Here is a 19,517-nt window from a genome sequence, read left to right as displayed (position 1 = left end):
AGGCCGGTACGTCGACGACGTACCGGCCTTCCGTGCGTGCGGCTGTCTATGGAGGTCAGAACCGCCCGGCGCCCAGGTCCCGCGACACCGCGCGGGCGCAGTCGCGCACCGCCGCGATCAGCTCGGGACGCAGCTCGCCGTTCACACAGACCCGCTCCACGGCCCCGGTGATGCCCACCGCCCCGACCGGCATGCGCCGCCGGTTGTGGATGGGCGCGGCGACCGAGGCGACGCCCGTCCAGGTCTCCTCGACATCGGCGGCGTACCCCCGCGCGCGGGTCAGATCGAGGACCTCCTCGAACTGCTCCTGCTCGCTGATCGTCCGGACCGTGAACGGCTTGCGCTCGGCCTCCAGGACCTCACTGTGCGCCACCGGGTCGTACGCCGACAGGACCTTGCCCAGCGCCGTGGAGTGCAGCGGCTGCATGGCCCCGACCTCCAGCACCTGACGGCTGTCGTCCGGCCGGAACACGTGGTGCACGATCAGCACCCCCTGTTGGTGCAGCACGCCCAGATAGACGCTCTCACCGCTGGAGCGGGCCAGGTCGTCGGTCCACACCAGGGCGCGCGCCCGCAGCTCGTGCACGTCGAGATAGGTGGTCCCGAGCCGCAGCAGCTCGGCACCGAGCTGATAGCGCCCGGAGGCCGCGTCCTGCTCGACAAAACCCTCCTGCTGAAGGGTGCGCAATATGCCGTGGGCCGTACCCTTGGCCAGGCCCAGCGAGGAGGCGATGTCCGACAGGCCGAGCTGTCGCTCGCCGCCCGCGAGCAGCCGCAGCATCGCCGCCGCCCGTTCGAGCGACTGGATGTTCCGTGCCATCGCCGTGCTGCCTCCGTCCCCTTCGACCGACGGCGTGCGCACTCGCTACCACCGTTCGGCAATGTCGAACACTACCGTTCGTTGCCGAACTCCCGCTAATGGGCCGTCGCAACATACTCCGTCTGTCTTTGCGCCTCTGTAGCACGCGCCACACACGTCCGTCCCGTGGACGCCCCTGACCCTCCGCGGAGCTCCGGGCTAGGCTGACGGCGTGCGTCTTCCATGGGAGGCGCAAAGCCGACAGCCGTCGCACTCCAGGGAGCACCTTCATGGCCTCGTTGCCGAACCCGTCCCTTTCGTCCGAGCTTGCCGAGAACCGGACCCGTATCGACGCCCTCCGCGACGCTCTGGCCAACCGCGTCGTGGTGGCCGACGGAGCGATGGGCACCATGCTCCAGGCGCAGGACCCGACGCTGGAGGACTTCGAGAATCTCGAGGGCTGCAACGAGATTCTGAACGTCACCCGCCCCGACATCGTCCGCTCCGTCCACGAGGAGTACTTCTCCGTGGGCGTCGACTGCGTCGAGACCAACACCTTCGGCTCGAACCACTCGGCGGCGAGCGAGTACGAGATCGCCGACCGGATCTTCGAGCTGTCGGAGTCGGGCGCCCGGATCGCCCGCGAGGTCGCCGACGAGTTCGGCGCCAAGGACGGCCGCCAGCGCTGGGTCCTCGGCTCGATCGGCCCGGGCACCAAGCTGCCGTCGCTCGGCCACATCGGCTACGACGTCCTGCGCGACGGCTACCAGCAGAACGCCGAGGGCCTGATCGCCGGCGGCGCGGACGCCCTGATCGTGGAGACCACGCAGGACCTGCTGCAGACCAAGGCGAGTCTGATCGGCGCGCGCCGCGCGATGGAGGCGCTCGGCCTGGACATGCCGCTGATCTGCTCGCTCGCCTTCGAGACCACGGGCGTGATGCTGCTCGGCTCGGAGATCGGCGCGGCGCTGACCGCGCTGGAGCCGCTCGGTATCGATCTGATCGGCCTGAACTGCTCGACCGGCCCGGCGGAGATGAGCGAGCACCTGCGCTATCTGGCCCGCCACTCGCGTACGCCGCTGATGTGCATGCCGAACGCGGGCCTGCCGATCCTGACCAAGGACGGCGCGTACTTCCCGCTGACCCCGCCCGAGATGGCCGACGCGCAGGAGACCTTCGTACGGGACTACGGTCTCTCGCTGGTCGGCGGCTGCTGCGGCTCGACGCCCGAGCATCTGCGCCAGGTGGTCGAGCGTGTCCGCGACGTCGCGCCCGCCCCGCGCACCCCGCAGCCCGAGCCGGGCGCCGCCTCCCTCTACCAGACGGTCCCGTTCCGTCAGGACACGGCGTACATGGCGATCGGTGAGCGGACGAACGCCAACGGGTCGAAGAAGTTCCGGGAGGCGATGCTGGAGGGCCGCTGGGACGACTGTGTGGAGATGGCCCGCGACCAGATCCGCGAGGGCGCGCACATGCTCGACCTGTGCGTGGACTACGTCGGCCGCGACGGTGTGGCGGACATGGAGGAGCTGGCCGGTCGTTTCGCCACCGCCTCCACGCTGCCGATCGTGCTGGACTCCACCGAGGTCGACGTGATCAGGGCCGGGCTGGAGAAGCTCGGCGGGCGTGCGGTCATCAACTCCGTCAACTACGAGGACGGCGACGGGCCCGAGTCGCGGTTCGCGAAGGTCACGAGGCTGGCGCAGGAGCACGGGGCGGCGCTGATCGCGCTGACCATCGACGAGGAGGGCCAGGCCCGCACGCCGGAGCACAAGGTCGCCATCGCCGAACGGCTGATCGAGGACCTGACCGGGAACTGGGGCATCCACGAGTCGGACATCCTCATCGACACCCTGACCTTCACCATCTGCACGGGCCAGGAGGAGTCCCGCAAGGACGGCATCGCCACCATCGAGGCGATCCGCGAGCTCAAGCGCCGCCACCCGGACGTCCAGACCACGCTGGGTCTGTCGAACATCTCCTTCGGCCTCAACCCGGCCGCCCGGATCCTGCTCAACTCGGTCTTCCTCGACGAGTGTGTGAAGGCGGGCCTGGACTCGGCGATCGTGCACGCCTCGAAGATTCTGCCGATCGCGCGCTTCAACGAGGAGGAGGTCACCACCGCACTCGACCTCATCTACGACCGGCGTGCGGAGGGCTATGACCCGCTGCAGAAGCTGATGGCGCTGTTCGAGGGCGCGACGACGAAGTCGCTGAAGGCGGGCAAGGCGGAGGAGCTGGCGGCGCTGCCGCTGGATGAGCGGCTCAAGCGGCGGATCATCGACGGGGAGAAGAACGGCCTGGAGCAGGACCTGGCCGACGCCCTGGAGGAGCGTCCGGCGCTGGACATCGTCAACGAGACGCTGCTGGACGGCATGAAGGTGGTCGGCGAGCTGTTCGGATCGGGTCAGATGCAGCTGCCGTTCGTGCTGCAGTCGGCCGAGGTGATGAAGACCGCGGTGGCCTATCTGGAGCCGCACATGGAGAAGTCCGACGCGGAGGGCAAGGGCACGATCGTGCTGGCCACGGTGCGCGGGGATGTCCACGACATCGGCAAGAACCTCGTCGACATCATCCTGTCGAACAACGGCTACAACGTCGTCAACCTCGGTATCAAGCAGCCCGTTTCGGCGATCCTGGAGGCGGCCGCGGAGCACCGGGCGGACGTCATCGGCATGTCCGGGCTGCTGGTCAAGTCCACGGTGATCATGAAGGAGAACCTCGAGGAGCTCAACCAGCGCGGTCTGTCGGCCGATTACCCCGTCATCCTCGGTGGCGCCGCGCTCACCCGCGCCTATGTGGAGCAGGACCTGTACGAGATCTACCAGGGCGAAGTCCGCTACGCCCGGGACGCGTTCGAGGGTCTGCGTCTGATGGATGCGCTGATCGGGGTCAAGCGGGGTGTGCCGGGGGCGGTGCTGCCGGAGCTGAAGCAGCGCCGGGTGCGGGCCGCCGCCCCGACCGTGGTGGAGGAGCGCCCGGAGGAGGGGCATGTCCGCTCGGACGTGGCCGTCGACAACCCGGTACCCACCCCGCCGTTCTGGGGCACCCGCGTCATCAAGGGGATCCCGCTCAAGGAGTACGCGTCCTGGCTGGACGAGGGCGCGCTGTTCAAGGGGCAGTGGGGGCTGAAGCAGGCCCGCGCCGGGGACGGGCCGACGTATGAGGAACTCGTGGAGAGCGAGGGCCGCCCGCGGCTGCGGGGGCTGCTGGACAAGCTGCAGACGGACAACCTGCTCGAGGCGGCGGTGGTCTACGGCTACTTCCCGTGTGTGTCCAAGGACGACGACCTGATCATCCTGGACGAGCAGGGCAACGAGCGCACTCGTTTCACCTTCCCGCGTCAGCGTCGCGGGCGTCGGCTGTGTCTGGCCGACTTCTTCCGCCCGGAGGAGTCCGGCGAGCGGGACGTGGTCGGACTGCAGGTGGTCACGGTCGGCTCGCGGATCGGTGAGGAGACGGCCCAGCTGTTCGAGTCGAACTCCTACCGCGACTACCTCGAACTGCACGGTCTGTCCGTGCAGTTGGCCGAAGCCCTCGCCGAATACTGGCACGCCCGTGTCCGTTCGGAACTCGGCTTCGCCGCTGAGGACCCGGCGGCCGTCGAGGACATGTTCGACCTCAAGTACCGTGGCGCCCGCTTCTCCCTCGGCTACGGCGCCTGCCCCGACCTCGAGGACCGGGCCAAGATCGCCGAGCTCCTCGAGCCCGAGCGCATCGGCGTCCAGCTCTCCGAGGAGTTCCAGCTGCACCCCGAGCAGTCCACGGACGCCATCGTGATCCACCACCCCGAGGCGAAGTACTTCAACGCCCGTTAGCCTGTTTAGTCCCACTTGAGCTGCCCTGGATGTATCGACAGGCACTTTCGCAACGGGAGACGTACACTGGTTGGTCCACCGCAGGCCGGTTGTTCCTCTGTTCCCAGAGGGGTAACCGGCCTGATCGTCCCTCAAGGAGGTGTGCCCGGATGACCAGTACGGTCCCCGCGCTCAATACCCGTACGGCCGAAGGCTCTGCTCTGCAGGCCGTGCTCCTCGACATGGACGGCACCCTGGTGGACACCGAGGGCTTCTGGTGGGATGTCGAGGTCGAGGTCTTCAAGACACTCGGGCACACCCTTGACGACTCCTGGCGCCATGTGGTGGTCGGCGGCCCCATGACCCGCAGCGCCGGCTTCCTGATCGAGGTCACCGGGGCCGACATCACCCTGGCAGAGCTCACAGTGCTGCTCAACGACGGCTTCGAGGACCGTATCGGGCACGCGCTGCCGCTGATGCCGGGGGCGGCCAGACTCCTCGCCGAGCTCGCGGCGCACGAGATCCCCACCGCCCTGGTCTCCGCCTCGCACCGACGCATCATCGACCGCATCCTGGCCTCGCTCGGACCCCAGTACTTCGCGCTGACCGTCGCGGGCGACGAGGTGGAGCGCACGAAGCCGTTCCCCGACCCGTATCTGCTCGCGGCCGCCGGACTGGGCGCGGATCCGGCCAGGTGCGCCGTCATCGAGGACACCACCACAGGTGTCACCGCCGCCGAGGCCGCGGGCTGCCGCGTGGTGGCCGTGCCCTCGGTCGCGCCGATCGCCCCCGCGGCCCGGCGCACGGTCGTGACCTCGCTCGAAGACGTCGACCTGCCTTTTCTGCGCGGCCTGATGACGGAAATGCGCTAGGCGTTCACCCAGCGTGCATAACCGAATGCGCGGATATCGGCGAGAGGGCGAGCCGGGTAACCAAGAGAAGGCAACCCCGGGTAACCCCGACAAGGCCGCCCCGGAATTCGATCCCTGCCGACTGGCTGAATTCCGGTACTCGCCCACCGAGTTGAGAGTGTGACGTTCAACACTCCAGGGAGGGTCGACATCGGGCTCGAATTGTGCCGCCACCCCCCTTTCGGGGGTGGTTGACGTGCCCTTGTGTCCCGATTGATGGAATGCTGCACGAATCCTTCCGCTGTCGGGTTATCGGTGCGTCCGCGTCCGGTTTCGCAGCGTGATGGGAACTCAACTCCGGTCTCTGCGGGCCGTCCTGGTGGCGCGGACTAATCTCGTCACGAGACCCTCGCCATAATCCCGTGACTCGCTTGCACCACCCTTGCATGGCGCGCACACGGACACGACAGCTCTGGAGAAACTCGAGCATGAACCGTAAGACTTTGGTGCTGCCGGCCGTGGTCGGCCTGCTCGCCCCGGTGCTCGCCGCGTGTGGCGGATCCGACAGCGGGGGCAACAGTGGCGATGCGATCGTCGTCGGCACCACGGACCGGTTCACCGCGTCGAAGGAAGCCCCGGCTCCGCTCGACCCGGCGTACGCCTACGACGTCGGCACCTGGAACATCCTGCGCCAGACCGTGCAGACGCTGTTGGTCCAGCCCCGCGGCGACGGCGAGCCCGAGCCCGAGGCGGCCGAGAGCTGCGGTTTCACCGACTCCGGCAACGAGCGCTACGCCTGCCAGCTGCGCGACGGGCTGAAGTTCGCGAACGGTGACCCGATCACCGCAAAGGACGTGAAGTTCTCGATCGACCGAGCGATGTCGCTCAAGGCCGACAGCGGGGTGTTCGCGCTGCTGTCCACCGTCGACACCGTCGAGACGCAGGGCGACAGCGAGGTGATCTTCCACCTCAAGACCGCGGACGCCACCTTCCCGTTCAAGCTGTCGACCCCGGTCGCCGCCATCGTGAACCCCAAGGATTACGAGAAGGGCAAGCTGCGCGACGGTTTCCAGATCGACGGCTCCGGCCCGTACACCGTGGAGACCGAGGTCAAGGACGACGAGGCCGTCAAGTTGGTCTTCACCAAGAACCCCAACTACAAGGGCACTCTGGAGGTGAAGAACTCCAAGGTCGAGATGCGTTCCTTCGAGAGCGCCGACGCCATGGGCAAGGCCCTGAAGGACGACGACATCGACCTGATGACCCGTGCGATGACGCCGGCGCAGATCAAGGAGCTCGGCGGCGCCTCCGCGGACAGCAACATCGACCTGGTCGAGATGCCCGGCCTGGAGATCCGCTTCCTGGGATTCAACACCGACGACCCGTCGGTGAAGAACAAGGCCGTCCGTCAGGCCATGGCTCAGATCATCAACCGTGGTGAGCTCGTCTCCGAGGTGTACGGCTCCGCGGCCGAGCCCCTCTACTCGGTCGTCCCGGCGACCATCACCGGTCACTCCAACTCGTTCTTCAACGAGTACGGCGACCCGAGCGTCGCCAAGGCCACGACGACGCTGAGCGCGGCCAACATCACCACGCCGGTGAAGCTCACGCTGCACTACACGACCGACCACTACGGCTCGGCCACCAAGGACGAGTTCGAGCTGCTGAAGAAGCAGCTCAACGCCAGCGGCCTGTTCGACGTCGACGTCAAGGGCCAGCCCTGGGATGTCTTCCGCCCCGCCGAGCAGAAGGGTGAGTACGAGGTCTACGGCATGGGCTGGTTCCCCGACTTCCCGGACGCCGACAACTACGTGGCGCCGTTCCTCGACAAGGACAACACCCTCGGCTCCCCGTACGTGAACGCCACGATCCGTGGCACCCTGCTCCCGGAGTCCCGTCGTGAGGCCGACCGCCTCACCGCGTCGAAGAGCCTCACCGACATCCAGGACATCGTCGCCAGCGACGTGCCGTTGCTGCCGCTGTGGCAGGGCAAGCAGTACATCGCCACCCGGGACGACATCACCGGTGCCGAGTGGGCGCTCAACTCCTCCTCGACCCTCCAGTTGTGGGAGCTCGGCCGCGGCGTGAGCTGAGCGGCCCTCTCTTGGCGCCGGGCCACGAGGACCCGGCGCCCGTGAGATTCGCGGCGCCCGAGAGATCGGGCGCCACTGAGAACCAATGACAAGGCACTTGCTCATGAACATGCGCAACCAGTGGCCGGCTGTTTCCGTCGTGACGGGGCTGGCCGCCGGTTTGCTCACCGGATGCGGCTCGGAAACGGGTGGCTCCGGGAGCGCCGGCTCCTCCGTGGTGATCGGGATGTCCGACGACGTGCTGGCCACCGACCCGGCGTCCGGCTACGACCCGGGGTCCTGGCTGCTGTTCAACAACGTCTTCCAGTCGCTGCTGAGCTTCCCCAACGGCGGTACGGAGCCGGAGCCGGAGGCTGCCGAGGAGTGCGCGTTCTCGGACACCGAGACCAAGGTCTACAAGTGCACGCTCAAGGACGGCCTGAAGTTCAGCAACGGTGACGCGCTCACCTCGAAGGATGTGAAGTACTCCTTCGACCGCATGCTGAACATCGACGACGCCGCAGGCCCGGCCGTCATGTTCCCCATGATCGACACGGTGGAGACCCCGGACGCCGAGACGGTCGTCTTCAACCTCAAGTACGCCGACGCCACCTTCCCGAGCAAGATCGCCTCCGGCGCCGGCTCGATCGTGGACCACGAGCAGTACTCCTCGAACGGACTGCGCAAGGACAACCAGGCCGTCGGCTCGGGCCCGTACAAGCTGGACTCCTTCACCGACGACAGGGCCGTCTTCTCCGTCAATACGAGCTACAAGGGCACCGCCACCGTGAAGAACTCCGGCGTCACGCTGGAGTTCTTCCACGGCAACCAGTCCGCCCTGAAGAAGGCGCTGCTGAACAGCGAGGTCGACGTCGCCTACCGAGGTCTCGCCGCCGACGACATCGCGGACATCGACAACGACACCTCCACCGGCAAGGGCGTCGACATCGTCGAGGGCACCGGCGCGGAGGTCCAGCACCTGGTCTTCAACATGGACGACCCGGTCACCGGCCGGCTCGGGGTACGCAAGGCCATCGCCTATCTGCTCGACCGCGAGGCCCTGGTCAACAAGGTCTACCAGGACACGGCGACACCCCTCTACTCGATCATCCCGGCCGGTATCACGGGCCACAACACGGCCTTCTTCGACGCCTACGGCGCCCGCCCCTCGAAGGCGAAGGCCGCGGCCGCGCTCCAGGCCGAGGGCATCGCCGACAAGGTGAAGCTCACGCTCTGGTCGACGCCGTCGCGCTACGGACCCGCCACCGACCAGGAGTTCAAGGCGATCGCCCAGCAGCTCAATGCGAGCGGGCTGTTCGACGCGACCGTCAAGTCCGTCGCCTTCGACCAGTACGAGAAGGACATCGCCGAGGGCAAGTACGGCGTCTACGTGAAGGGCTGGGTGCCCGACTATCCGGACCCCGACAACTTCACGGCCCCCTTCTTCGGCGAGGGCAACGTGCTGGGCAACAACTTCACCAACAGCACGATCACCGGTCAGATCGTCCCGGAGACGGCCGCCCGGGCCGACCGCGCCTCGACCGAATCCGAATACGGCAAGCTCCAGGACATCGTGGCCGAGCAGGTCCCGGTCCTCCCGATCTGGCAGGCCAAGCAGTACGCGATCGTGCGGGACAACGTCTACGGCCTCGAGTACTGCCTCGACGCCTCGACGGTGTTCCGGTTCTGGGAGATCAGCAAGGACTGATTCCGGCACGATGAACGCCGAGGGCGCCCCTTCCTGGAAGGGGCGCCCTCGGCGTTCATCGTGCTTCGTGCTGTGGGTGTCACGTCGTGGTCCTGCGGGCCTCACTGCGCCCCGGGGCGCACCAGTCCGCTCTCGTACGCGTACACCGCGGCCTGCACCCGGTCGCGCAGCCCCAGCTTGGTGAGGACGTGCCCCACATGCGTCTTGACCGTGGTCTCGCTGACGAAGAGATCGGCGGCGATCTCCGCGTTCGACAGGCCCCGCGCCACCAGCTTCAGCACCTCGACCTCGCGCTCCGTGAGGGTGTGCAGCGTGTTGGGCAAAGGCTCGTCACCGGACGGCAGGTGCCCCGCGTACTTGTCCAGAAGCCGACGCGTGATACTCGGCGCGAGCATCGCCTCACCCGCCGCGACCACGCGGATCGCCTGTACCAGCTCATTGGCCGGCGCGTCCTTGAGCAGGAAGCCGCTGGCACCCGCGCGCAACGCCTCCACCACGTACTCGTCGAGGTCGAAGGTCGTCAGCACGAGCACCTTCGCCGGGCCGTCCCGCCCGGGCCCGGTGATCTGCCGGGTCGCTTCCACCCCGTCCATCCGGGGCATACGGATGTCCATCAGAACGACATCGGGTTGCAGGGCACGTACCTGATCGAGTGCCTGGAGACCGTCACCGGCCTCGCCGACGACCGCAAGGTCCTGCTCCGCTTCCAGGATCATCCGGAAGCCGGTACGCAGCAGCGGCTGGTCGTCGACCAGTAGGACGCGGATGGCCACGTAAGTCTCCTTCGCTAGTCCGGCCCCATTCTGCCCTGCGCGGTCCGGCCCGACTCGGGCACCCTGACCCGCTACGGCTGTGCCGTAGCGGGGGCGCCCCCCGGACCCCCGGCCGAAGAGGGGCTCGCCTTGCGCACCGGCAGCGGATAGGGCGGGGGAGTGCCGCCGAATTCCGGACATACCGCCTGGTGGTCGCACCAGCCGCACAGCTTGGTGGGCCTCGGTCGCCAGTCACCCGTCTCGGTGGCCTGCCCGATCGCCTCCCACAGCGCGAGCAGCTTGCGCTCGACCCGCTCCAGATCCGCGACCACCGGGTCGTACGTCAGCACGTCGCCGCTGCCGAGATAGACGAGCTGGAGCCGACGCGGGACCACCTGCTTCAGCCGCCACACCACCAGGGCGTAGAACTTCATCTGGAACAAGGCACCTTCGGCGTACTCCGGCCGCGGCGCCTTTCCCGTCTTGTAGTCGACGATCCGGACCTCGCCCGTCGGCGCCACATCGACGCGGTCGATGATCCCGCGCAGCTTCAGCCCGGAATCGAGCCGCGCCTCGACGAACAGCTCGCGCTCCGCCGGCTCCAGCCGGGTCGGATCCTCCAGCGTGAACCAGCGCTCGACCAGCCGCTCGGCCTCGCCCAGCCAGCGCGCCAGCCGCTCACCCTCGGGGTCGTCGGCGAACAGCTCCACGACCTCCGGCCTGGACTCGCGCAGCCGATCCCACTGGCCGGGGATCAGGGACTTGGCGCGCGGAGCCGTCCGCTCCGTCGCCGGGGTGTCGAAGAGCCGCTCCAGCACCGCGTGCACCAGCGTGCCCCGGGTCGCCGCCTCGCTCGGCTTCTCCGGGAGCTTGTCGATCACCCGGAACCGGTAGAGCAGCGGGCACTGCATGAAGTCGGAGGCGCGCGAGGGCGACAGCGACGCCGGCGGCACCGCCGCGACGGCCCCGACGGTCTCGGCCGCCCCGGCCCGCTCGGTCGCGCCGGCCGAATCGGACAGCTCGGTCGACCCGGCCGAATCGGACCGTACGACGGCGCTGTCGGTGCCGGTCTCCGAGACGCCCTCAGTGCTGGTTTCCATGACGACAAACCCTACGGCGTGCCACTGACAGTACTGCGCCATTCCGGGGGATATCCCCCGCCCCCACCGCCGGGAAAGAGCGAAACCGGTCGCGACCCGGCGGCTCGGGCGACGGCGCGGAAAACAGAGGGGGTGCCGGGGCGGAACGCGCCGCGACGGCCGCATACCATCGACCACAGACCCTCCTGCTCCGCATGGTCGGGAGCGGGGACGCTTCGAACGAGGGGACATCGTGGACGAGAGCGGCGGGAGCGGGCAGCCGCGGTCCGGCACCGACGAAGCGACCGAGCGCCACGGGGAGCCACAGGTCCCCCCGACCTCGGCCGCGGACACCAAGCGCCCCGGACCCGAGCGGGACGAGCACCCCGCCGGGCCGACGCCCACCGAACCGGGCGAACCCGACTCCGCCCCCGCCTCCGACGCGACCAGCGCGCCCACAGACACCACGGGCGAGGCCGAGACACACGGCGGTTCCCCGGACGAGGCCCGGAAACACCCCGGCCCCTCGACCGACAGCACCCCCGAACCCGTACCGACGCCTCCCCCGGCGGACCGGCCGACCCCCGTCGACCCCGCCCCGTACCCCCGCACCCTCGCCCAGTCCGGCACCCGCCCCGGCAAGGGGCAGCCCCCGCGGCGCGGCCGGGAACCCGGCGGCGGCCTGCTGATGGGGCGACCGTTCGGCGTGCCCGTCTACGTGGCCCCCAGCTGGTTCCTCGTGGCAGCCCTGATCACCTGGGTGTTCGGCGGCCAGATCGACCGCGTACTGCCCGAACTCGGCGCCCTGCGCTACCTCGTCTCCCTCTTCTTCGCGGTCGCCTTCTACGCCTCCGTCCTGGTCCACGAACTGGCCCACACGGTCGCCGCCCTGCGCTTCAAACTGCCGGTACGCCGGATCCAGCTGCAGTTCTTCGGCGGGGTCTCGGAGATCGAGAAGGAGTCGGACACCCCCGGCCGGGAGTTCGTCCTGGCCTTCGTCGGCCCCTTGCTCTCCCTCGTCCTCTCCGGCGTCTTCTACCTCGCCATGCAGGCCGTCGAGCCCGGCACGGTCCCCGGCGTCCTCCTGGCCGGCCTGATGATCTCCAACCTGATCGTGGCCGCCTTCAACCTGCTTCCCGGCCTGCCCCTCGACGGCGGCCGCATGCTCCGCGCCGTCGTCTGGAAGATCACCGGCAAACCGATGAGCGGCACCATCGCCGCCGCCTGGGTCGGCCGCGCCCTCGCCGTCTCCGTACTGATCGGACTGCCCCTGCTCACCCAGTCCGGAGCACTCGGCGAAACCCAGGACACCATGGGCGGCATGGACACCGTCACCGACGCCCTGCTCGCCGCGATCCTCGCCGCGATCATCTGGACCGGTGCCGGCAACAGCCTCCGCATGGCCCGACTGCGCGAACACCTGCCCGAACTGCGGGCCCGCGCACTCACCCGGCGCGCGGTCCCCGTCGAGACCAACACCCCGCTCTCCGAGGCCCTGCGCCGCGCCAACGACGCCGGCGCCCGCGCCCTCGTCGTCGTCGACGCCCACGGCGAACCCCTCTCCCTCGTCCGCGAGGCCGCCATCGTCGGCGTACCGGAGCACCGCCGCCCCTGGGTCGCGGTCAGCGGCCTCGCCCAGGACCTCACCGACGGCATGCGCGTCTCCGCAGAACTTGCCGGCGAAGACCTCCTCGACGCCCTCCGCGCCGCCCCCGCCACCGAATACCTGGTGGTGGAGGACTCCGGCGAGATCTACGGAGTCCTGTCGGCGGCAGACGTGGAGCGAGCGTTCGTGAAAGCAATGGCCAGGCACCCCTCTTAAAGGGCTCGGTTCGCCTCCGGGGCGCTACAGCCGGTGTCGAGAGCACGACCGTGCTCAGCCCTCCTTCGTCGGGCCTCCGCGCTCCCCCAAGCTCTCGGCTTCGCTCGAGCAGGGGGGACCCCCATGCGCTCTCGACACCGGCGCGCCCCTTCGGCTCACTCGCCAAGGCACCGTACGCATGGTCCGCGCCCGCTTCCAGGACCGGTAGGCTGGTCACATGTCCGAACCGACCGGTGCCGCCCGCAGGCGCGGGCCCTTCAAGGTCGGGGACCAGGTTCAGCTGACCGACCCCAAGGGCCGCCACTACACGTTCACGCTCGAGGCCGGGAAGAATTTCCACACCCACAAGGGTTCCTTCCCCCACGACGAGCTGATCGGTGCTCCCGAGGGCAGCGTCGTCCGCACCACGGGGAACGTCGCCTATCTCGCGCTGCGCCCCCTGCTCCCCGACTACGTCCTGTCCATGCCCCGCGGCGCCGCCGTGGTCTACCCCAAGGACGCGGGGCAGATCCTGGCCTTCGCCGACATCTTCCCCGGCGCACGCGTCGTCGAAGCGGGCGTCGGCTCCGGCTCGCTCAGCAGCTTCCTGCTCCGCGCCATCGGCGACCAGGGCATGCTGCACTCCTACGAGCGCCGCGAGGACTTCGCCGAGATCGCCCAGCAGAACGTGGAGCGCTACTTCGGCGGACCGCACCCCGCCTGGCAGCTCACCGTCGGCGACCTCCAGGACAACCTGAGCGACACCGACGTCGACCGCGTCATCCTCGACATGCTCGCCCCCTGGGAATGCCTGGAAGCCGTCTCCAAGGCACTCGTCCCCGGCGGCATCGTCTGCTGCTACGTGGCGACCACCACCCAGCTCGCCCGGACCGTCGAGTCCATCCGAGAGATCGGCTGCTTCAACGAGCCGAGCGCCTGGGAGTCGATGATCCGCAACTGGCACATCGAGGGTCTGGCGGTCCGCCCCGACCACCGGATGATCGGCCACACCGGCTTCCTCCTCACCGCCCGCCGCCTCGCGGACGGCGTCGAGCCGCCCATGCGCCGCCGCCGCCCCGCCAAGGGCGCCTACGGCGAGGACTACGCGGGCCCGAACGCCGACGGCGGCACAGGCCGCTGACCTGACCCGCGGCACCCGCCGTCGAGGTACCCAACGCACCACCGCTGTGGCCGAGTTCCCGGAACCCTCCCGGAACTCGGCCACAGCGCTTTTCCGTTGACACACCACCAGAAGTCCGGACCCCGCCGTTCCGCCCCGCTGTGACGTGTGGCACCATGCTGGCCACCCCACCGCCACAGCCCTCCCAGGAGACGCTCCTAGTGCAGCAATCCGTCGTCCCGGAACTGGCACACACGCACACCCGCCCCATCCACTGGCTCGCCACGGCCACCGCCCTGGCCGCGGTCGTCGCCCTCTCCTCGGTCCTGCAACCCGGATCGGCGACCGCCGCCCAGTCAGGCCCCGAGGCGAAGCCCGCCCCAGCCACGACAACGCCCCCGGACCCCACCGGCGTCACGTTCCCGATCGAATGCGGGCCGACCGAGGCCATCGTCCAGAAGAAGGCCTCCGGAGACCTCGACGGCGACGGCAACCCGGAGACGGTGGCCGTGGTCCGCTGCGACGCCGGTTCGGGCACCCCACCCAACGGCGTCTACGTCCTCACCCAGGCCTCCGGCGCGAAGAAACCGCGCGTCGTGGCCACCCTCGTCGACCCCAAGGACCGCCTCACCGTCACGGACTTCACGGTACGTGACGGCGCCGTCACGGCGACCCTGCTCGGCTACTCCTCGTCCGACGTACCGAGTTGCTGTCCGGACGTGAAGGACCACGCCAAGTGGCAGTGGAAGAACGACGCGTTCATCCGCTCGACACCGTCCGGCGCCCAGAGCGTATGAGAAGCATGTGAGAAAAGAGACAAGTCATCACGCGGAGTGCCCGAAAGGTCACTCCGCGTCGGGGCCGTAGACCTCGACGCTGTCCGAAACCCGACGTACATGGATGCAGTCACCCGGGCACTCCTTCGCGGAGTCGGCGACATCGCGCAGAAGCGTCAGCGGTACGGGCGTTGTCGCACCCGGGGCCTGAAGCAACTCGTCATCGGGGCTCTTCACGTAGGCCAGACCGTCGATGTCCAGCTCGAAGACTTCCGGCGCGTACTGGGCGCAGATCCCGTCACCGGTACAGAGATCCTGGTCAATCCAGACCTCGAGCGCCTCGCCGTCGGTTCCGGCCTCCTGCTGCACGGTCATTTCTCCTGCCATTTCCTGCGTCGAGCGATCCGAGGACTGGGGAATCGGGCCAGCTCTGACGGGTGTTGAACACTTCGACCCTACCTCCGCCCGCTTCCCAATCATGTTCGGTGGGTATTCCCCTGGCGTGAGGGAGAGCGCAAGGGTGAAGATCGGACACACCCCTACAGTCTTTGTGATCTAGGGGTTTCAATCGACACCCACCCAGGTAGGGTCTGGAAGCGTCCAGCTCCCCTTGGAGGAGGTGAGGACCGTGGCAGCCCACGACGACGACATGAACCGCGGCATCCGCCCGGGACGAGGGTCCGATGACCCTGCCGGGCAGGTTGCCTACCTTGAGCAGGAGATCGCCGTCCTGCGACGCAAGCTCGCCGACTCTCCGCGGCACACGAGGATTCTCGAAGAGCGGATCGTCGAGCTGCAGACCAACCTGGCAGGCGTGTCCGCACAGAACGAGCGGCTCGCCAACACGCTCCGTGAGGCCCGCGACCAGATCGTGGCCCTCAAGGAAGAAGTCGACCGGCTCGCACAGCCGCCGGCAGGCTTCGGTGTCTTCCTCGTGGCGAACGAGGACGGCACGGCCGACATCTTCACCGGGGGCCGCAAGCTCCGGGTGAACGTCAGCCCCAGCGTCGAGCTCGAAGAGCTCAGGCGCGGCCAGGAAGTGATGCTCAACGAAGCCCTCAACGTGGTCGAAGCCATGGAGTACGAGAGCGTCGGCGACATCGTCACCCTCAAGGAAATCCTCGAGGACGGCGAACGCGCCCTCGTGCAGGGGCACACCGACGAGGAACGGGTGGTACGGCTCGCCGAGCCGCTGCTGGACGTCATCATCCGCCCCGGCGACGCCCTGCTTCTCGAACCCCGTTCCGGCTATGTCTACGAAGTTGTCCCGAAGAGCGAGGTCGAGGAGCTCGTCCTCGAAGAGGTCCCGGACATCGGCTACGAGCAGATCGGCGGCCTGGGAAACCAGATCGAACTGATCCGCGACGCGGTCGAGCTCCCCTACCTCTACCCCGACCTCTTCAAGGAGCACGAACTGCGGCCGCCCAAGGGTGTCCTGCTGTACGGGCCCCCCGGATGCGGAAAGACGCTCATCGCCAAGGCCGTCGCCAACTCGCTGGCCAAGAAGGTCGCCGAAGTCACCGGCCAAGCCACCGGCAAGAGCTTCTTCCTCAACATCAAGGGCCCCGAGCTCCTCAACAAGTACGTCGGCGAGACCGAGCGGCAGATCCGCCTCGTCTTCCAGCGTGCTCGTGAGAAGGCCAGCGAGGGCACCCCCGTCATCGTCTTCTTCGACGAGATGGAATCCCTCTTCCGCACCCGTGGATCAGGCGTCAGCTCGGACGTGGAGAACACCATCGTCCCCCAGCTGCTCGCCGAGATCGACGGCGTGGAAGGCCTGGAGAACGTGGTCGTGATCGGCGCCTCCAACCGCGAGGACATGATCGACCCCGCGATCCTGCGTCCCGGACGCCTCGATGTGAAGATCAAGATCGAGCGCCCGGACGCCGAGGCCGCCAAGGACATCTTCGCCAAGTACCTCACCCAACGCCTCCCGCTCCACTCCGACGACCTCGGAGAACACGGCGGGGACCGCGCGGCCACCGTCCACGGCATGATCCAGACCGCCGTGGAACAGATGTACGCCGAGTCCGAGGAAAACCGCTTCCTCGAGGTCACCTATGCCAACGGCGACAAGGAAGTCCTCTACTTCAAGGACTTCAACTCCGGCGCCATGATCGAAAACATCGTGGGCCGCGCCAAGAAGGCAGCCATCAAGGCCTTCCTCGAACAGAACCAGAAGGGCCTAAGGGTCTCCCACCTCCTCCAGGCATGCGTGGATGAGTTCAAGGAGAACGAGGACCTGCCCAACACCACCAACCCGGACGACTGGGCCCGGATCTCCGGAAAGAAGGGCGAACGGATCGTTTACATCCGTACGCTCGTCACCGGAAAGCAGGGCGCGGACACCGGACGCTCCATCGACACGGTGGCGAACACCGGTCAGTACCTGTAAAAGACGGGGCGGCTGCGGGTGCCCACCACGGGTGCCCGCAGCCGACTGTTTTCCGCGTCACAGCTGGAGCAGAGCAATGACGCAAATGATCTCCCCACCAGCGCAAAGGCGTTCTAGGCTCTTTCGTACCGCCGAGTCGCGCGTTGCGGGGACGGGCACCGCACACGCACCGGAGCACCAGCGGTACTTGAGCAGCGTCCCCGACCGAGGGCGCCGCCGGGCAAGGAGGGCCGCATGACCGTACGGCGAGTAATGGGCATCGAGACGGAGTACGGGATCTCCGTCCCCGGCCACCCCAACGCCAATGCCATGCTCACCTCGTCCCAGATCGTCAACGCCTACGCGGCGGCGATGCACCGGGCGCGCCGCGCCCGCTGGGACTTCGAGGAGGAGAACCCGCTGCGGGACGCGCGAGGTTTCGACCTCGCACGCGAGGCCGCCGACTCCAGCCAGCTCACCGACGAGGACATCGGCCTCGCCAATGTCATCCTCACCAACGGCGCACGGCTGTACGTGGACCACGCACACCCCGAGTACAGCGCCCCCGAAGTCACCAACCCGCTGGACGCCGTCCTGTGGGACAAGGCCGGCGAGCGCATCATGGCGGAGGCCGCGGAACGCGCGGCGCAGCTCCCCGGCGCCCAGCCGATCCACCTCTACAAGAACAACACCGACAACAAGGGCGCCTCCTACGGCACGCACGAGAACTACCTGATGAAGCGGGAGACCCCCTTCTCGGACATCGTGCGCCACCTCACGCCGTTCTTCGTGTCCCGTCAGGTCGTCACCGGAGCGGGCCGCGTCGGTATCGGCCAGGACGGCCACGAACACGGCTTCCAGCTCAGCCAGCGCGCCGACTACTTCGAGGTCGAGGTGGGTCTCGAGACCACCCTGAAGCGCCCCATCATCAACACGCGTGACGAGCCGCACGCGGACGCCGAGAAGTACCGCCGCCTGCACGTGATCATCGGCGACGCGAACCTGTCGGAGATCTCGACCTACCTGAAGCTGGGCACCACGGCTCTGGTCCTGTCCATGATCGAGGACGGCTTCATTGCCGTGGATCTCGCCGTCGACCAGCCCGTGCGCACCCTCCATCAGGTCTCGCACGACCCCACCTTGAAGCGACTTGTCACGCTCCGTAGTGGTCGCACGCTCACCGCGGTCCAGCTTCAGATGGAGTACTTCGAGCTGTCGCGCAAATATGTGGAGGAGCGCTTCGGGGCCGACGCGGACGACCAGACCAAGGACGTCCTGCTCCGCTGGGAGGACACCCTCAACCGCCTCGAGAACGACCCGATGAGCCTCTCGGGCGAGCTCGACTGGGTCGCCAAGCGGGAGCTCATGGAGGGCTACCGCCGCCGCGACAGCCTCGACTGGGACGCCGCCCGGCTGCACCTGGTCGACCTCCAGTACGCCGACGTGCGTGCCGAGAAGGGCCTCTACAACCGTCTCGCGGCGCGCGGCAAGATGAAGCGGCTCCTGGACGAGCAGGACGTCGAGCGAGCCCGCACGAAGCCGCCGGAGGACACGCGTGCGTACTTCCGTGGCCGCTGTCTCGAACAGTACGCGGACGACGTCGCGGCGGCCTCCTGGGACTCGGTGATCTTCGATCTGCCGGGCCGGGACTCGCTCCAGCGCGTCCCAACCCTCGAGCCGCTTCGCGGAACGCGTAATCACGTCAAGGAGCTCCTCGACCGCTGCCGCACCGCAGAAGACCTGGTCAGGGTCCTGTCGGGCAACTGAACGGCCCCGCGAGCCCACAGGGTCGATCGGGGTGGAAAGACGCGACGTCCGGGAATCATCGAGGTGGCTCCCGGACGTTGTAGCAACAGCGGGGCCGATGTCGGACCCTGCTTGTAGGGTCTGATCAAGAACGTCGAACCGAGCGGGGTGAGGGTATGGCGACCAAGGACACCGGCGGCGGACAGCAGAAGGCGACGCGCTCCACCGAGGAGGTCGAGGAGCAGGCGCAAGACGCACAGGCTTCGGAAGACCTCAAGGAGCGCCAGGAGAAGCTGAGCGACGACGTGGACTCCGTGCTGGACGAGATCGACGATGTCCTCGAGGAGAATGCAGAGGATTTCGTTCGCTCATTCGTTCAAAAGGGTGGACAGTAAAGGTCGAGGTCCACTTTTACCTTCGAAGTGAAGGTGTGGGGTGGGTGAGTGATCGAGCCGGGGCAGCTGAAGCGCTGTGTGCGGTGCGGCGAGAGCAAGCCGCACGCAGCCTTCTTCCGTAAGCGGACGAACCTCGATGTGTTGCAACGCGGGGGCTCCGCCCCAAGGTGAATGTGCCCGAAGGGCACAAACGCTGTCCGGGATGCGGTGAAGTGAAGCCGCACAGCGTCGGCGGCGCCTGTGGCGC

The 19,517-nt window shown here is 68.1% G+C and carries 14 protein-coding genes; 10 read left to right on the top strand and 4 right to left on the bottom strand.

Annotation, left to right across the window (positions count from 1 at the left end):
- Positions 1 to 55: 55 nt before the first annotated feature.
- Positions 56 to 820: an IclR family transcriptional regulator gene (locus AB0D57_RS12905; RefSeq protein ID WP_362070943.1), complete on the bottom strand. Its 765-nt coding sequence runs from the start codon at positions 818 to 820 to the stop codon at positions 56 to 58.
- 269 nt (positions 821 to 1,089) lie between these two features.
- Here AB0D57_RS12905 and metH point away from each other — a divergent pair, with 269 nt between their 5' ends.
- The 4 genes from metH (at position 1,090) to AB0D57_RS12885 (ending at position 9,227) form a co-directional block, all read left to right on the top strand.
- Entirely contained in the window at positions 1,090 to 4,617 is a 3,528-nt protein-coding gene (gene metH, locus AB0D57_RS12900) for a methionine synthase (RefSeq protein ID WP_362070941.1), read from the top strand.
- A gap of 149 nt (positions 4,618 to 4,766) precedes the next feature.
- Positions 4,767 to 5,468 carry an HAD family phosphatase gene (locus AB0D57_RS12895; protein ID WP_362070939.1) on the top strand — a complete coding sequence of 234 codons (702 nt, stop codon included), beginning with the start codon at positions 4,767 to 4,769 and terminating at the stop codon, positions 5,466 to 5,468.
- 467 nt (positions 5,469 to 5,935) lie between these two features.
- Positions 5,936 to 7,540 carry an ABC transporter substrate-binding protein gene (locus AB0D57_RS12890; RefSeq protein ID WP_362070937.1) on the top strand — a complete coding sequence of 535 codons (1,605 nt, stop codon included), beginning with the start codon at positions 5,936 to 5,938 and terminating at the stop codon, positions 7,538 to 7,540.
- Positions 7,541 to 7,643: 103 nt separating this feature from the next.
- On the top strand, positions 7,644 to 9,227 hold the full coding sequence (locus AB0D57_RS12885; RefSeq protein WP_362070935.1) for an ABC transporter substrate-binding protein: 1,584 nt from the start codon (positions 7,644 to 7,646) through the stop codon (positions 9,225 to 9,227).
- 101 nt (positions 9,228 to 9,328) lie between these two features.
- Here the strand turns inward: AB0D57_RS12885 and AB0D57_RS12880 are convergent, their stop codons facing one another.
- Together AB0D57_RS12880 and AB0D57_RS12875 are read right to left on the bottom strand one after the other, a co-directional pair.
- Positions 9,329 to 10,000: a response regulator transcription factor gene (locus AB0D57_RS12880; protein ID WP_362070933.1), complete on the bottom strand. Its 672-nt coding sequence runs from the start codon at positions 9,998 to 10,000 to the stop codon at positions 9,329 to 9,331.
- Between the two features lie 71 nt (positions 10,001 to 10,071).
- Positions 10,072 to 11,079, bottom strand: coding sequence for a PD-(D/E)XK nuclease family protein (locus AB0D57_RS12875; RefSeq protein WP_362070931.1), 1,008 nt, complete (start codon positions 11,077 to 11,079; stop codon positions 10,072 to 10,074).
- A 232-nt stretch (positions 11,080 to 11,311) separates the two neighbouring features.
- On the opposite strand from AB0D57_RS12875, the gene AB0D57_RS12870 reads away from it, so the two are divergent.
- The 3 genes from AB0D57_RS12870 (at position 11,312) to AB0D57_RS12860 (ending at position 14,776) form a co-directional block, all read left to right on the top strand.
- Positions 11,312 to 12,880: a site-2 protease family protein gene (locus AB0D57_RS12870; RefSeq protein WP_362070929.1), complete on the top strand. Its 1,569-nt coding sequence runs from the start codon at positions 11,312 to 11,314 to the stop codon at positions 12,878 to 12,880.
- A gap of 217 nt (positions 12,881 to 13,097) precedes the next feature.
- On the top strand, positions 13,098 to 14,000 hold the full coding sequence (locus AB0D57_RS12865) for a tRNA (adenine-N1)-methyltransferase (RefSeq protein ID WP_362070927.1): 903 nt from the start codon (positions 13,098 to 13,100) through the stop codon (positions 13,998 to 14,000).
- A gap of 200 nt (positions 14,001 to 14,200) precedes the next feature.
- Positions 14,201 to 14,776 (top strand): hypothetical protein, encoded by a 576-nt coding sequence (locus AB0D57_RS12860; RefSeq protein ID WP_362070925.1) that lies wholly within the window; start codon positions 14,201 to 14,203, stop codon positions 14,774 to 14,776.
- Between the two features lie 48 nt (positions 14,777 to 14,824).
- Here the strand turns inward: AB0D57_RS12860 and AB0D57_RS12855 are convergent, their stop codons facing one another.
- Positions 14,825 to 15,130 (bottom strand): ferredoxin, encoded by a 306-nt coding sequence (locus tag AB0D57_RS12855; RefSeq protein WP_362070923.1) that lies wholly within the window; start codon positions 15,128 to 15,130, stop codon positions 14,825 to 14,827.
- Between the two features lie 253 nt (positions 15,131 to 15,383).
- Between AB0D57_RS12855 and arc the strand changes: the two genes are divergently transcribed.
- From arc to AB0D57_RS12840, 3 genes are all read left to right on the top strand, one after another.
- Positions 15,384 to 17,150 (top strand): proteasome ATPase, encoded by a 1,767-nt coding sequence (gene arc, locus AB0D57_RS12850; protein WP_362070921.1) that lies wholly within the window; start codon positions 15,384 to 15,386, stop codon positions 17,148 to 17,150.
- Between the two features lie 234 nt (positions 17,151 to 17,384).
- Positions 17,385 to 18,896 carry a depupylase/deamidase Dop gene (gene dop, locus AB0D57_RS12845; protein ID WP_362070919.1) on the top strand — a complete coding sequence of 504 codons (1,512 nt, stop codon included), beginning with the start codon at positions 17,385 to 17,387 and terminating at the stop codon, positions 18,894 to 18,896.
- A gap of 155 nt (positions 18,897 to 19,051) precedes the next feature.
- On the top strand, positions 19,052 to 19,270 hold the full coding sequence (locus AB0D57_RS12840; RefSeq protein ID WP_016325855.1) for a ubiquitin-like protein Pup: 219 nt from the start codon (positions 19,052 to 19,054) through the stop codon (positions 19,268 to 19,270).
- Positions 19,271 to 19,517: the final 247 nt, after the last annotated feature.

This window comes from Streptomyces sp. NPDC048275 (genome assembly GCF_040652275.1).
Taxonomy (GTDB): Bacteria; Actinomycetota; Actinomycetes; order Streptomycetales; family Streptomycetaceae; genus Streptomyces.
Note: the sequence above shows the minus strand (reverse complement) of the source record. Positions and strands in the feature narration are given on the sequence as shown.